This is a genomic window from Paraburkholderia sp. RL17-373-BIF-A (assembly GCF_046030175.1).
Classification (GTDB): Bacteria; Pseudomonadota; Gammaproteobacteria; order Burkholderiales; family Burkholderiaceae; genus Paraburkholderia.
Genome location: NZ_JARESO010000064.1, coordinates 13,617 through 28,393, shown reverse-complemented (window position 1 = coordinate 28,393; position 14,777 = coordinate 13,617). Strand labels below are relative to the sequence as shown.

At 64.3% G+C, this 14,777-nt stretch carries 11 protein-coding genes; 3 read left to right on the top strand and 8 right to left on the bottom strand.

The features are described 5' to 3' along the window. Window positions 1-3: 3 nt before the first annotated feature. Window positions 4-1,908 carry a propionate--CoA ligase gene (locus tag P0D80_RS41280; protein WP_408292367.1) on the bottom strand — a complete coding sequence of 635 codons (1,905 nt, stop codon included), beginning with the start codon at window positions 1,906-1,908 and terminating at the stop codon, window positions 4-6. 266 nt (window positions 1,909-2,174) lie between these two features. After that, window positions 2,175-3,437: an MFS transporter gene (locus P0D80_RS41275; protein ID WP_132373673.1), complete on the bottom strand. Its 1,263-nt coding sequence runs from the start codon at window positions 3,435-3,437 to the stop codon at window positions 2,175-2,177. 501 nt (window positions 3,438-3,938) lie between these two features. Here P0D80_RS41275 and P0D80_RS41270 point away from each other — a divergent pair. Continuing rightward, the gene (locus tag P0D80_RS41270; RefSeq protein ID WP_408292365.1) at window positions 3,939-5,612 is read left to right on the top strand and encodes a methyl-accepting chemotaxis protein; all 1,674 of its coding nucleotides are present in this window, start codon (window positions 3,939-3,941) and stop codon (window positions 5,610-5,612) included. A gap of 49 nt (window positions 5,613-5,661) precedes the next feature. Here P0D80_RS41270 and P0D80_RS41265 read toward each other — a convergent pair whose 3' ends face one another. From P0D80_RS41265 to P0D80_RS41245, 5 genes are all read right to left on the bottom strand, one after another. After that, complete coding sequence (locus tag P0D80_RS41265) at window positions 5,662-6,744, bottom strand: NHL repeat-containing protein (RefSeq protein ID WP_408292363.1); 1,083 nt, start codon at window positions 6,742-6,744, stop codon at window positions 5,662-5,664. A 545-nt stretch (window positions 6,745-7,289) separates the two neighbouring features. Continuing rightward, a complete protein-coding gene (locus P0D80_RS41260; protein ID WP_132373676.1) occupies window positions 7,290-8,165 on the bottom strand; it encodes an efflux RND transporter periplasmic adaptor subunit in 876 nt (291 codons plus the stop codon). Window positions 8,166-8,178: 13 nt separating this feature from the next. Continuing rightward, window positions 8,179-8,379, bottom strand: coding sequence for a DUF1656 domain-containing protein (locus tag P0D80_RS41255; protein ID WP_012433767.1), 201 nt, complete (start codon window positions 8,377-8,379; stop codon window positions 8,179-8,181). Beyond that, window positions 8,369-10,576 carry an FUSC family protein gene (locus tag P0D80_RS41250; protein ID WP_408292361.1) on the bottom strand — a complete coding sequence of 736 codons (2,208 nt, stop codon included), beginning with the start codon at window positions 10,574-10,576 and terminating at the stop codon, window positions 8,369-8,371. The genes P0D80_RS41255 and P0D80_RS41250 overlap by 11 nt, the downstream gene beginning before the upstream one ends. 2 nt (window positions 10,577-10,578) lie before the next feature. Beyond that, window positions 10,579-12,315, bottom strand: a complete 1,737-nt coding sequence (locus P0D80_RS41245; RefSeq protein ID WP_408180618.1) for an efflux transporter outer membrane subunit — start codon at window positions 12,313-12,315, stop codon at window positions 10,579-10,581. A gap of 155 nt (window positions 12,316-12,470) precedes the next feature. Between P0D80_RS41245 and P0D80_RS41240 the strand changes: the two genes are divergently transcribed. Together P0D80_RS41240 and P0D80_RS41235 are read left to right on the top strand one after the other, a co-directional pair. Continuing rightward, window positions 12,471-13,409, top strand: coding sequence for a LysR family transcriptional regulator (locus tag P0D80_RS41240; RefSeq protein WP_132373679.1), 939 nt, complete (start codon window positions 12,471-12,473; stop codon window positions 13,407-13,409). A 220-nt stretch (window positions 13,410-13,629) separates the two neighbouring features. Beyond that, entirely contained in the window at window positions 13,630-13,788 is a 159-nt protein-coding gene (locus P0D80_RS41235; protein ID WP_165923807.1) for a hypothetical protein, read from the top strand. 95 nt (window positions 13,789-13,883) lie between these two features. On the opposite strand, the gene P0D80_RS41230 is transcribed toward P0D80_RS41235, so the two are convergent. After that, window positions 13,884-14,606 carry an SOS response-associated peptidase gene (locus P0D80_RS41230; RefSeq protein WP_408292358.1) on the bottom strand — a complete coding sequence of 241 codons (723 nt, stop codon included), beginning with the start codon at window positions 14,604-14,606 and terminating at the stop codon, window positions 13,884-13,886. Window positions 14,607-14,777 lie beyond the last annotated feature (171 nt).

Sequence of the window (14,777 nt, the reverse complement as noted above, 5' to 3'; positions counted from 1 at the left end):
AAACTACTTCTCCCCGCTGTCACTCAACGCCTCGCGCACCTGCTGCAACGCCGCCGGATCTTCAATGGTCGGCAGATCGCCTGGCTCGCGTCCTTCCGCGAGCGCCGCGATCGCGCGGCGCAGCAGCTTGCCGGAGCGCGTCTTCGGCAGCATCGACACCACCACGACCCGTGACGGCCGCGCAATCGCACCAAGCTGGCGATCCACCGTCGCCGTGAGTTCGGCTTCCAGCTTGCTGCGCTTCTTCTTGTCCGCGTAGGCCTGCGCGTCGCGCAGCACCACGAAGGCCATCGCCACCTGCCCCTTCAACGGATCCGTCACGCCGACCACCGCCACTTCCGCAACGGCTGTGTGGCTCGACAACGCTTCCTCGATCTCGCGCGTGCCGAGCCGGTGTCCGGCGACATTGATCACGTCATCCGTACGGCCGAGGATCGTCACGTAGCCGTCCTCGTCCTGCACGCCCCAGTCGAAGGTCGAATAGACCTGCTGGTTCGGAATGCTCGACCAGTACGTGCTGACGAAACGCTTGTCGTCGCCCCATACCGTCGACATGCAGCCCGGCGGCAGCGGATAGTCCAGCGTGAGCACGCCCTTTTCGCCGGGCGGGCAGGGCTCGCCGCTCAGTTCGTTGCGCAAGGTCAGATTGAACCCGGCCGACGGCACGCCCGGCGAGCCGAGCTTGGTGGGCAGCGCCTCGACGCCGCGCGGGATCGCCAGCATCGGCCAGCCGGTCTCGGTCTGCCAGTAGTTGTCGATCACCGGCTTGCCGAGCGCGCCGGCGATCCACGCGGCGGTCGGCTCGTCGAGCGGTTCGCCGGCGAGGAACAGCGCGCGCAGGCTCGACAGATCGGCTTTCTTCAGCAGCGCCGGATCCTGCTTTTTCAGCACGCGTAAGGCGGTCGGCGCGGTGAACATCAGATTGATCCGGTGATGGGCGACGAGGCGCCACCAGATGCCGCCGTCCGGACGGATCGGCGTGCCTTCGTACATGACGGTGGTGAGACCCGCGATCAGCGGCGCGTAGACGATATAGCTGTGGCCGACCACCCAGCCCACGTCCGACGCGGTGAACATCACGTCGCCCGCCTTGCCCTGAAAGATGTGTTCCATCGACGCCGCCAGCGCGACCGCGTAGCCGCCGACGTCGCGTTGCACGCCCTTCGGCTTGCCGGTCGTGCCCGACGTGTACAGCACGTAGGACGGCTCGTTCGATTCGAGCCACTCGCACGGCACGTGGGCGTCGAAGAACTGTTCGCGCAGTGGTTCGTAGGCGACGAGATAACTGGCGTTGAGCCGCTCGGGCGCGAGTTGCCGGTCGATCAGCAAGACGTGCGGCGTTTTGTGCTTCGCGCGGGCGAGCGCTTCGTCCATCAGCGGCGTGTAGTCGATCACCTTGCCGCCGCGCGCGCCGGCGTCGGCGGTGACGATCAGCACGGGCTTCGCGTCGTCGATGCGGGCCGCGAGATTCGGCGCCGCGAAGCCGCCGAACACCACCGAGTGAATCGCGCCGAGGCGCGCGCAGGCGAGCATCGCGAACAGGGCCTCGGGGATCATCGGCAGATAGAGCAGCACCACGTCGCCGCGCTTCACGCCGAGCGAGCGCATGACCGCGGCCATCCGATTGATCTCGCCGTAAAGCTCGGCGTAGGTGTAGCGGCGCTCGATGCCGGTTTCCGTCGAGACATACACCAGCGCGTTCTGCTGCGCGCGCTCAGCCAGATGACGATCCACCGCGTTATGGCACAGGTTCGTGCGGCCGCCGACGAACCAGCGCGCGAACGGCGGATTCGACCGGTCGAGCACGGTGTCGAACGGCGTTTGCCAATGGATGCGCCGCGCCTCGTCGCGCCAGAATGCTTCGGGGTCTTCGATCGAACGGCGGTGGAAGTCGCGATAGCTTGTCATCTGCGGCGATCCTTCTGCTGCGTGAGTGAACGGATGTCGGTTCGTGCGGCCGCGTGGCGCGGCGCGAGAGCAGGGCGTGTGTCCGCACAAGCATAGAGCAGGCGTGGCTCGGCGGACAACGCGGGTTCACCATGAGCAATGCGGGGCGCCGTCCGGCGCGGCGATGAGCCGCGCTCCGCACACGCCGCGCTCGCCAGGTTCGCGCAAAGACAAAGAAAAAGGCGCCGAAGCGCCTTTTTCTCATCAGACCCGCGATCGCACGGCCATCACGCCTTTGCGCGCTTGCCTTCCACATCCGGCAGGAACACCGTCAACACGCCGATCAGCGGCAGGAACGAGCAGACCTTGTACACGTACGTGATGCTGGTGGCATCGGCCAATTGCCCGAGGACCGCCGCGCCGATCCCGCCCAAGCCGAACGCAAAGCCGAAGAAGAGGCCCGCGACCATGCCCACCTTGCCGGGGATCAACTCCTGCGCGTACACGAGGATCGCCGAGAACGCCGAAGCCAGCACCACGCCGATGATCACCGTCAGCACGCCGGTCCAGAACAGGTTGGCGTACGGCAGCAGCAGCGTGAACGGCGCCACGCCGAGAATCGACACCCAGATCACATACTTGCGGCCGATCTTGTCGCCGATCGGGCCGCCGATCATCGTGCCCGCCGCGACGGCCGCCAGGAACACGAACAGATGGACCTGCGCGGCCTGCACGGGCAAATGGAACTTGTCGATCAGATAGAACGTGAAGTAGCTGTTGATGCTGGCGAGATAGAAATACTTCGAGAACACCAGCAGGATCAGCACGCCCATCGCGAACATGACCTTGTTGCGCGACAGCGTGGCGTGACCGGCGACGCTGCGCGCCTTCTTCACCGACGGATGCTGCTTGTACCAGCGGCCGATCTGCGTGAGCACGACGATCGCGACGAGCGCCGCCACCGAGAACCACGCGATGCTGCGCTGGCCGTGCGGAATCACGATCAATGCGGCGAGCAGCGGCCCGAGCGACGAACCCGCATTGCCGCCCACCTGGAACAGCGACTGCGCCAGCCCGTGCCGCCCGCCCGACGCCATGCGCGCAACCCGCGACGATTCCGGATGGAACACCGACGAACCGCAGCCGACCAGCGCCGCCGCCACCAGCAGCACGCCGAAGTTGGGCGCGACCGACATCAGCAGCAGACCCGCGAGCGTGAAGCCCATGCCGACGGGCAGCGAATAGGGCTTCGGATGCTTGTCCGTATAAGTGCCGACGAGCGGCTGCAGCAGCGACGCGGTGATCTGGTAAGTCAGCGTGATCAGGCCGATCTGGCCGAACGACAACGAGAAGTTGTCTTTCAGCATCGGGTAGATCGCCAGGATCAACGACTGGATCATGTCGTTGAGCAGGTGCGAGAAGCTGATCGCACCGAGCACGGAGTACACCGTGCGCTGCACTTTGGCGGCGGGTTGCGCGGCAGTGGCCGCGCCGGTTCCCGTTCCGGCTGGCGCGCCGGCGAGGGCGCTTTTATCGAGGCTCGTTTCCATACGCTAGATGAGAGAGAAGAAAGAGGGATCTGAAGCCGCCGGGCGCTGTTCCAGCAACGTTTTCAGCGCTGCGGCATTTCGACGCGGCATTTTTGCGTCGTCAACTATTTGTCGAAGTTTAATGTGGCCTGACCGAATTGTAAGGACAAGTTTTGTCGCGAATCGGACATGCGCTGCTGATAAGGGCCAGAGACGCTGCGCCGAAACCGGGAACCGCGCGCACCTCGACGGTGCCGGGAGCATGCGTGCTGCCACGGCCACGTGCGGCTGGCAAGTCATCTGATATATCCCGACCGGCGATTTTTGGCCGTGTATAAAACGGTCGCGGGCGCGCGGCTTACAAAGCAGCGCGTCGAGGACCGGGCGACACATGTGGCGAAAGCGGCCGGCATTTCGCGAGCGACGTTAAAGATCGCGGACGTTCTTGCCGTAGACCCGGAGAGATAAGCAGCAATGCCGGAACCGACCTTTCCGGCAGTTCTAAACGTGGGGACGGGGAATATGAAAGCAGTTTCGCTGGGCAGCCAGACGGGCGCGGGATTCGTACCGGAGGGAGAAGCGGCGGGCAAGCCGCCGCGTGGCCAGAGCAGCCGCTCGCGGGCGGTGAGGCTCAAGGGTTTGTCGGTGAAGGCGATGTTGCGCCTCGCGTTTGCCGTGCTGCTGATCGGCACGCTATTGATCGGCGTGTTTTCGCTGACCCAGATCAGCCGTCTGAACGCGTCCACCCAATCCATCTACGATCAGGGGCACGTCGCCAGCCGCGCCGCGGAAGAAGCGCGCGGCCACATGCTGCGCGCGAGCCGCGCGCAAAAAATGCTGCTCACCGCGACCACCGCGAAAGAGCGCGACGAACTCGGCACGGACATCGAGGCGGGCCTGAGCGGTCTCGCCGCGCAACTCGGCACGCTGCAACAGTACGTCGACACGTCCGACGCGAAGGCCGTCGATCAGCAGAAGAAATTCGCCGCTGCCGTGACGGTGTGGAGCGGGCATCTGCGCGACTTCGTGACGCTCGTGAAAGCGCAGCCGCTCGATTTATCGCAAATGAACTGGCAGGTCGGCACGCAGGACGTGTCGATGCTGGTCGAAACCGGCAAGCTGGAAAAAATGGTCGATGAACTCGTCGCGCAGCGCGGCACGGCGGCGAAGGCGACCATCGAGGCGTCGGGCTTCATTTACCACTCGTCGTTCGTGATGATCGCGGTGGCGACGCTCGGGCTGATCGTGCTCGCGTTCGGCATCAGCGAGTGGGTGGTGCGGCGGCTTGCCGGCCAGCTCGGCGGCGAGCCGGCGTATGCGAAGGAAATTGCCAGCCGGATCGCGGCGGGCGATCTGTCGGTCGAGATCGCGCTGGGTCGCAAGGACAAGTCGAGCATGCTGTTCGCGCTGCACGACATGCAAAGCGGGCTCGCGACGACGGTCGCCGATATCGCGTCCAGCGCGGACGCGATTGCGACGGCGTCGGGTGAGATTTCGATGGGCAACCTGGACCTGTCGCAGCGCACCGAGCAGCAGGCGATGGCGCTCGAACGCACGGCTAGCAGCATGGAGCAGTTGACCTCGACGGTTCGCCAGAACGCCGATAACGCGAAGCAGGCGAGCACGCTGGCCAACAACGCGTCGGAGATCGCGGAGAAGGGCGGCGCCGTGGTGAGCCGCGTGGTCGCGACGATGAACGATATCAACGATAGCGCGCGCAGTATCGGCGACATCATTGGCGTGATCGAAGGGATCGCGTTTCAGACCAATATTCTTGCTTTGAATGCGGCGGTTGAGGCGGCGCGGGCTGGTGAGGAAGGGCGTGGTTTTTCAGTCGTGGCCGCTGAGGTGCGCAATCTTGCTCAGCGCAGTGCTGCGGCGGCGAAGGAGATCAAGGGGTTGATCAGCACGTCGGTGGAGCGCGTGAGCAATGGCTCGACCCTGGCTCAGGACGCCGGACAGACTATGGATGAGGTCGTCAAGGCGGTGAAGCGGGTGACCGACATCATGGGCGAGATTTCGGCGGCTTCTTCCGAGCAGAGCGCCGGGATCGAGGAGATCAATCTCGCCGTGACGCAAATGGATTCCGGGACGCAGCAGAATGCGGCGTTGGTGGAGCAGGCGACCGCTGCTGCCAGGTCGTTGGATGATCAGGCGCGGGGTTTGAAGACGATGGTTGGGAAGTTCAGGTTATAAGGGAAGGTCGCGCGCGGCCCTTCGTCGCGCGGCCCACCCTTTTAGACAATCAGAACGTGATCTTGAAAACCTGCGCACCTACGCCACGCGTGCCCACATACAGATTGCCGGCGCTGTCGGTGGTCATGGACGTAATGAAGTCGGTCGAGTTGCTGAATGGGTAGGACACCATGCTGCCGTTGGCCGCAATCCGGTAGATGATTTGCACGCCCGCGGCGTAGACGTTGCCCTGGCTGTCCACCGCAATCGCACTACTGGCATTCGACAGCTTGCTCGCCACGGTCGTCACGGTGCCATCCGGCGCAATCTTGCGGACCGCGTCGAGACTTTTTACATAAAGGTCACCGCTGCTGTCGATCGCAAGATCGGGCGTTCCGTTGAATGAGAATGTCGCCGCGCTACCCACTCCGTCAACGTTGTCACTCGTACCGCTGCCGGCTAGAACCGTCCATGTGTTGCCGGCCAGATTGAACTTCACGATGCGGTTGTTTGCGGCATCGGCAAGAAACAGGTTTCCTTTGTTGTCCGCGACGAGGCCGCCTCCGCCAACGAGGCCGCCTCCGCCAACGAGGCCGGAACTGGCGGTGGCCCAGTTTGCGAATAGTTGCTGGTAGACGCCCGACGCCGTGAGTTCGCTGAGCGATCCGCCCAATGTGAACGGCGATGTGGAAGTAAGCGTGGTGTTGCCTGAACCGTAGATGTTGCCGGCGGCATCGATTGCGACACCGTCCCACTCGGCAGCGGACGATAGTGTGGTGACCACGCCGGACTGCGTGACTCGCCGCAGGGCTAGCCGGTCGGAGAGGACGATGTCGCCGGAAGCGTTCACGGTGAGATGGCCGCCTCCCCAGAGAACCGCGGCTTCGCCGGTTCCATCGACGGGGGACAGGTTTGTTGTGGCGGAGCCGGCCATGCTGACAGCCGTCAAGGCGGAGGTGGTAATGCCGTTACCCGTTGCCTGCGCGGTTGTCACGAGATTGTTTGCCGGACCCGTTGCATTCGCGGGCACAGTGACCTGCGCGCCAGTCTGTGTGTAGATGGTATTCGACGTTCCGCCGATCGTGACTACGTCGCCGTTTGGCGACGAAACAATCGTGCCGGCGGGAACCTGCACCGACATGTTTGCTGTCATGGTCCGGCTGGCGCCCGCCGCCAGCGTGGTCGGCGCTGCATTGGCGCTGCTCTCGGTATTGCCTGAAGAAGTTGTTCCGGCGCTGCCCCCGCAAGCACTTAACACGACGGACAGACCTAGTACGAAAACCCCGCGTGACATTTTCTGCATTTTTATATTGCCCTTTCAAATCGTCGCGGGCCGTCGAGGAGCGGCATTGGCGACAGTCGAACCGTGAGGAGCTCAGTAGCCCAGCCGGTAACAGCACGAACACACGAAGGCATCAGGGCTTATGCACGCGCTTTCGTACGTTTCGCAGCAGTGGCCTAGGGCAAGTCGCCGACGAGACTGAGTTTTCATTTTTATCAAGCCTTCAACGACCTGCCTGGCCCGCGATTGAAGGGCCGGCAATGAGGGCGCGCACATCTTAGCGCCACTGCGACCGGCGGGCCACATTTTCTTGCGCACCGGTCGAGTGTCTTCATTTCAGCCGTAATACGCGTGTCGGCAAGGACATGCCACCATGCCGCAAATCCCGCCGATCATGCGCGCAACGACAAAACCGCTCAGCTCGACTTACCAGCCGATGGCGTCACCACAACCGTACAAGTAATCCCCGCGGCCAACACCACGTCATCCGGCACGGAATCAATCCTCACCCGCACGGGAACGCGCTGCGCGAGACGCACCCAGTTGAAAGTCGGATTCACATCTGCGAGCAGTTCACGACTTTCGGGATTATCCCGATCATAAATACCGCGAGAAATACTTTCGACGTGCCCTTGCAATGTGCCACCGCTCATCAGCCGAACCTCGGCCTTATCACCAATACGCACATGAGGAAGCTTGGTCTCCTCAAAATACCCATAAACCCAGAACGAGTGACTATCGACAATAGCCAGCTTAGCCGCCCCGGCAGTCGCATAATCCCCGCGAAACACGCTGAGGTTAGTGACATACCCATCAACCGGCGACACAACCCGCGTCCTCGAAAGATTCAATTTAGCCGCATCCAGAGCGGCCACAGCCTGCTGATAAGAAGCCTCCGCGGCCGAAGCCGTATGCGTTGCATTCTCACGGCTCTCCTTGGACACAACCAAAGCATCCATATCCGCCCGTCGCTGCGCATCATCGCGCTTCATCTGCAACTCGGCCTTTCGCGCAGCCACCGCAGCCTGCGCCTGCTCGACCGCAATCTCATAGTGCGAGGGATCGATCTGCATCAACAGATCGCCTTTCTTCACCAGTTGATTGTCCTTCACAGGCAGATCGACAACCGCGCCAGAAACATCGGGCGCGACGTTCACGATTTCGGCGCGCACGCGCCCATCGCGCGTCCACGGTTCGTCCATGTAATGAACCCACAACACGCGTCCAATCAAAATCGCGACGATAAAAATAACGGCTGTCGCGACGAAGCCCACAATATTTCGGATGGTCATGTTTCGACTCTGATCAACGATAAACGGCGAGACCCAGCACGCCGCACACACACACGAGCAAGCTGGCCCGGAACAAGGACGGATGCCACACCACGCGATACACGCCCGTATAGGCGATCACGCGGTCCAACACCCAGGTAAGCGCGGCGCCCGCGATGAACAGCAGCACGATGGCCGGCACGTAGGCGTCGAAAACGGCGATATCACGTGGCATGACGAACTCCTTCTGACACGTCGGCACGTCCGCTCATCAGCGGTTCAAGCGGCGATTGCGGATCGAGCAGCGCGGTACGAATGAAATGCAGTTGACTCAAAATGCGTTGCAGTCGATGCCGCTCTTCACGCGGCGGCGTGAAGGTGGCGAGCATCTGCTGAACGGCGGCGATGGCGTCGGTGGTCGCGGCGAGCGCGCGGTCGAAGCGGTCTTCACGCGGCCGCTCGAATAGCGCGGCCAGCGCGTCGCGCATCGCACGTAACGCGACGCGCCACGGCATCGAGTTCGCGTAGCGCGCGTCGGCGGGCAGCGCCGCTATTTCGCGGCGCAAGTCGATCATCGCGTTGCCCACTTCGAGCACCGAGAAGAGCCAGCGCAACGTGTCGCGTTTGAGCTCGGGTTCGTTCTGCGCGAGCGCGTTGATCTGGAACATCAGATCGCGCGCGCCGCTTTCAAAGCGCGAACGCACCCGGCGCATGCCCGCGCGGCTCGCCAGCACGACCTGGCGCCGCAGATCCACCAGTAGGCGGTTACGCAGCCACGGCGTCGAAGGCGGCAGCAACACCGCGAACGCGATCGACGACACCAGGATCGACAGCACGAGCGCCAGCGCATCGTTCATGAAGGCGCTCGGGTCGTAGTGAATCACGTTGTCCGGGCCGGCCAGGAAACAGAAGAAGATGCAGTAGCCGACACCGTAGCCAGCCAGCGCGGGCCGCGTCGTCATGAACACGCCGAGCAGCAGGAACGGCGTGAGCGCGGCGCACAGCAGCGGGAAGCCGTCGATGTGCGGAAACACGCCGTACACCGCGATCATGCCCATCACCGTGGCGACCAGCGTGCCGGCCGCCATCTGGAACGCGGTGCGCTTCGGATTCGGCGACGACGACGCCAGCGCGCAAATGGCCGCGGCATTCAGCGTCAAGGTCGAACCGCTCGGCCACGCGGTCGCGATCCAGAAGGCGCCGAGCGCCATCATCACGATGGCGGCGCGCACACCCGCGACGCCCGCGGCAAGCGCGTTCGTCTTCGGTTCGTAACGTTCGATCCAGCGCTCGCGCTCGTGCGTATCGACCGCGAGCGACGCGTACGTGGCGGCATAAGCATGCAGATCGTCGATGAAGCGGTACAGCAGTTCGGCGCCGGTGTCGAAGTCGAGCAGCGGCGTCTCGGGGTACGCTTCCAGCTGCGCGCGTGTCGCGCGCACGCGTTTGGGCAACTCGGCTTTGTAGGCTTCGAGTTGCGCGGCGGCGTGCGCGGCGTCGGCGGCACTCAGCACGGGTTCGCCGGATTTCGCGAGCAGCGGGGCGATTTCCTTGAAGTACGGCTCGAGTGCGTCGATCGCAGTGGCCGCGCCGCTCGTGTGCGTGTTGCGCAAGCGGTTCATCAACTGATGCAACGCGTGAAAGCGCGTCGACGCGGTCATGAACTCGCTGTTCAGACGCGCGAGACGGCCGCCGCGCATGCGCGAATCGGGGCCTTCGAACACAGCCACGCTGCGGGCCGCTTCGAAACCGACGATGTCGGCGACAAAGCGCGCGTTGGTCGCTTCGATCTGCGCGCGGTCGTTGCGGCCGGCGAGCGACGCCGACACATACTCGACGAACGCCGAGAAACGCGCGCGCACGGTGCTACGCATCTGCAAGCCGGCGAACTGCGGAAACACGAGGCCGCTCACCGCGCCCGCGCAGACGATGCCGACCACCACTTCGGCCACCCGCGTGAGCGCGCTCAGAAACGCGCCGTCCGGATGTTGCGAAGCGGGGATGCCGATCAGCGCGGCGGTGTAGCCGGCCAGCACGAAGCCGTACGACCGGAAATTGCGGTTGCGCGCGGCGCCCGCGGTGCAGATGCCGACCCAGATCGCGGTCGTGACGATAAACAGTTCCGGCTGCTGCGCGAACAGCCCGATCAAGGCGAGCATCACGACGAGACCGACCAGCGTGCCGCAGATCCGGTAGAAGCTCTTCGCGAACACCATGCCGCTTTGCGGCTGCATCACGATGAACACGGTGGTCATCGCGGTGCGCGGCTGCGGCAGGTCGAGCTTCATCGCGACGCCGAGCGCGAGGAAGCAGGCGGCGAGCGCTTTGAAGAGATAGATCCAGGTGAGGCCGTCGTTGCGCGCCCAGTCGGCGGCGGCCGCGTATAGCGCGGCGAACGACGCCGGGCGCGAGGCGGAAGAAGAGGCGGACATGGTCAGCTTCCCGACTTGGCCGACGGGGCAGCGGTGGACGGAACAGAAGTGGCCGCTGCCGCACTCATTCCGCTAGCGTTCGCACCGTTGGCAGCAGCGGGCGACGGTTTCACGACGCTCGGCCCGGCATTCCGTGCGCGGTCCGTGTCAGCGGTGGCCGGTGCGGCTTTCTCCAGGCGGCTAGCCGACTCGGCTTTTGCCGTCGCGTTCGCGGGCACGGCTTTAGCGTTCGAACCCGCCGCTGCAGCTTTGCCCTTGCCATGCGCCGGCAGCGTCTCATTCGCCTGCGGACCGTTAGCCGGATCGTCGAGCCCTCCGCCCAACGCCGTGACCAGCGACGCATGCGCGCCCAGCCGCTCGGCCTGAATCTTCGCGACGCCTTCCTGCGCGCGCAGCAACTGGTTTTGCGCGATCAACACGTTCAGGTAATCGGTCAGCCCGCGCCGGTAACCTTCGCGCGACAGGTCGTAGTTCTTGCGGGCCGCCGCGACCGAACGGTCGGCGTCGTCGGCCTGAGTGGCGAGCGAGCGGATCCGGATCACCTGATCGGAAATATCCTTGAGCGCGCCGACAATCGACTGGTTATAACCATCGACGGCTTCGTCATAGCCCGCCGACGCCGCACCGAGTTGCGAACGCAGCCGTCCGCCGTCGAGGATCGGCAGCGACAGCGCCGGCCCCGCGCTCCAGCTATGCGACGGGTTCTTCAGAAACTGGAACAGCGGCCCCATCGCCGCATAGCCGCCGATCGACGCCAGCAGGTTGATGTCCGGATAGAAGTCCGCCTTGGCGACGTCGATGCCGCGCGCTTGCGCCGCGACCGTCCAGCGCGCCGCGACCACGTCCGGCCGATGGCCGATCAGATCCGCGGGCAAAGCGCTCGGCAGGCCGGCCGGCGCGTTCAGCGAAAGCGTCGGGCGCTGGATCGAATCGCCCGCGCCTGGACCCTTGCCGGCCAGCGCGGCCAGCTGATTGCGGCCGAGCGCGATCTTTTCTTCGATTTCGTCGATCTGGCGTTCGTATTCCGGCAGCGGCGTTTCGGCCTGGCTCACTTCGAGTTGCGTGCCAATGCCGCCTTTCAGACGCCGGTTGGCCAGATCCACGATCTGCTGCTGTTGCTGCAAGGTGGCTTTGGCGATGTCGAGCAGCGCATAGTTCATCGACATCTCGATGTACGTGCGCACCACGTTGCCTTCCAGTTCGAGCTGGGCGGCGCGTGCATCCGCCGCGCTTGCGTGGGCGGCGTCGAGCGCGCGCTCGGCGGCGTTCTTGTCCTTGCCCCAGATGTCGAGGTGATACGACAGGCCGAGCGTGCCGGTGTTGTTCCACGATTGCTCGCCGGCCAGCGGCCCCGGGCCGTAGTAGAGGTTGTCGGCCCACTTCTGGCGCTGGATCGACAGGCTGCCGTTGACTTGCGGCGACAACGCCGAACGGGCGACACCCGCCATCGACATGGCTTCGCGCACGCGCGCCTGGGCAGCCGCGAGGCTTGGATTGCCCGCCTGCGCCTCTTCGATCCACTGGTTCAGTTGCGGATCGTTATAGGCGCGCCACCAGTCGACGGCCGGCCATTGGGCGTCCGCATTGGCGGCGCGAATCGCGTTGCCCGCGTCGAGCGAAGCGGGCTCGATTCCGCTTGCTTGCGGCGCGACGCCTCCGGTACTGGCGCAGCCGGCGATTGTTAATAGGATCGTAAGAACCGCGGCTGCGGCGACCCCTTTCTGTACCGGAGACTGCACGATTTCCTCCAAAAATGATTATAGAAGCATGTGCGCCATTATATTTTTTGATTGATTGGGGAATAACCGGTAAAGATGCAAGGCATTTTTACGGGATATGAGACAATCGCCTTTGCGAATCGTGTAACAATCGCTTCCGATCACAAGGGAAAGTTATGGATACGCTTCAAAACATGCGCGTATTTGTCCGCGTCGTCGAAGCGGGCAGCTTCACGGGCGCCGCGCAGCATCTGAACACGACCACGGCCTACGCGTCGCGCGCGGTGTCTGATCTGGAAGCGCATCTGCGCACGCGCCTCCTGAACCGCACCACGCGCCGCATCGCGCTGACCGAGGCCGGCGAGCGTTATTTGCAGCGCTGCGAGCAGATCCTCGCGTACGTGGATCAGGCGGAGGCCGAGGCGAGCGACGCCCACGCCCGCCCGTCCGGCAAGCTGAAGGTCCACGCCATGACGAGCTTTGGCCAGCACTATGTGGTGCCGGCCGTCGGCCGCTATCAGGACCGCTACCCGGACGTGCATATCGAACTGACGCTCGCGCAGCGCATGCCCGATCTGCTCGACGAAGGTTTCGACGTGTCGCTCACGCTCGCCACCGGTCTGCCGGATTCGGGGCTGGTGTCGCAGCGGTTGGGCAGCGCGTTCAGCATTGCGTGCGCGTCGCCTGCGTATCTGGAGCGGCACGGCGTGCCGCAAACGCCGGCCGACCTCTCGCGCCATGCGTGTCTGCAAATGGTCACGCCGGTGTTCCCGACCGACAAATGGACCTTCGACGGCCCAAACGGCGAGGAAACCATCGCGCTCGGCGCGACCACGTTCCAGGTGAACGTGGCCGAAGCCATGGCGGTGGCGGTGTCGAGCGGCATGGGCGTCGGGCTGATTCCGATCTACTCGGCAATTAGCGGTTTGCGAAGCGGCGAACTGGTGTGGCTGCTGCCGGAATACACGTCGCAGGAAATGAATCTGTACGCCTTGTACCCGTCCCGGCAGTATCTGGACGCCAAGATCCGCACGTGGGTCGAGTTCCTGCGTGAGGAACTACCTGTCACGCTGGCCGCGGATCAGGAGGAACTGCGCGAGTTCGCGCGAACCTGACACCGCGCCGTGCGGGCGTTCCGGCGATGGCCAACGGGCTGCCGCCAGACGGCACGGGCCACTGTTACATAAGTGCCGCGTCGCAACATTTCCTTACTTCTCCCGCGCGGTCGATTTGCTAACGTGTCGTTCATGCGCTGCGGTATTGCACCGGACGCGCGCAGTTCGCCGCCGTTCGGCAAATCGCTACACATCGCAACGACAGAAGGACGAGGGATTCATGGATACGCATCTGATGATCGGCGTGGCCGTCATGTTGGGCTTGATCGGGATCGCCGCATCGCGCGATCTGCTCCGCCGCCTGCGCGAACAGCAGCCGCAACTGGTGCCGGTCAAGGTCGAGCGCCCGGATTTGCAGGGGCAGCGGCGCGATCGCTGAGGCTTGGCGTGGCGCCGCTTTGGCGGGCGGCCTGTTTTCCGTTCTTGGGGCGTAGCGGGTGACGCACGTTCCGGGCGCACATCTGGCGCTCAAATTCAGTTCACTGCTGCAATCAGACCCGGCTCGTCATTGAGCGTGCGGTCCACGTCGTGGCTCACCCGATGCCAGCGAAAGCGCCCGGCGGCCAAGCCCGCGCTGCGCGTCAACTGCTCGAGTTCGTCGAGCGGGAGTTTCGGGTCCAGCCAGCGCCGCGCCGCGTCCGGCGTGAATGCCAGCGGACGGCGGTCGTGCACGTCGACGAGGCCCGCGTCGGCGATGGCCGTCACAATCACCATTCCCATGCCTTCCATTTGCGGCTCGGTGCCGCGCACGCTCGAGAGCGCCGCGAGATACATGGGCGAGTCGCTCTTCAGATGCACGAAGTAGGGCTGGCGAATCGGCGGCTCGTCTAGTCTGTCTTTGCTGTCCGCGATGGTGGTCACGGACGCGGTTTCCATGCGCCACTCGAACCAGCCGTCCGCCGGCACCACTACCCGTCCGGTTTTCCACAGTTCCTTGAAGTAGCGCCCGTTCGGCGCGGCGTCCGCGCGCGCGTTGATCGTCTGCGGCAGATGTTGTTCGCGTGCCCAGTCCGGGCAATAGCCCCAGTGGACCGCGTGTACCGTCTGATCCGGATAGATGGCGAGCGGGTGGGTGCCGGGCGCGAGGTTGTAGCCGGGACGGCGGTCGACGGCGTCGAAGAGCATGAGCGGATCGGCGAGGCCGAGGTGCTCGGCGTAGAGATGCGGATCGCGATACTGGCTGATTCGACCACACATGAGCGACCTCCGGAGGCGACCGGCCTGGGTTTCGACAACCGCGGTTGGATGGCCGCGGTTCGACAACCTCGACAGCGTAGTGCCTGCCGTGCCGGCCCGCTACCCAGATCGGCCCCTAGCCGACCGACCCGGCTGAGCGACCCGCGCCGAAGCCGACTCAAGCCGAAGCCG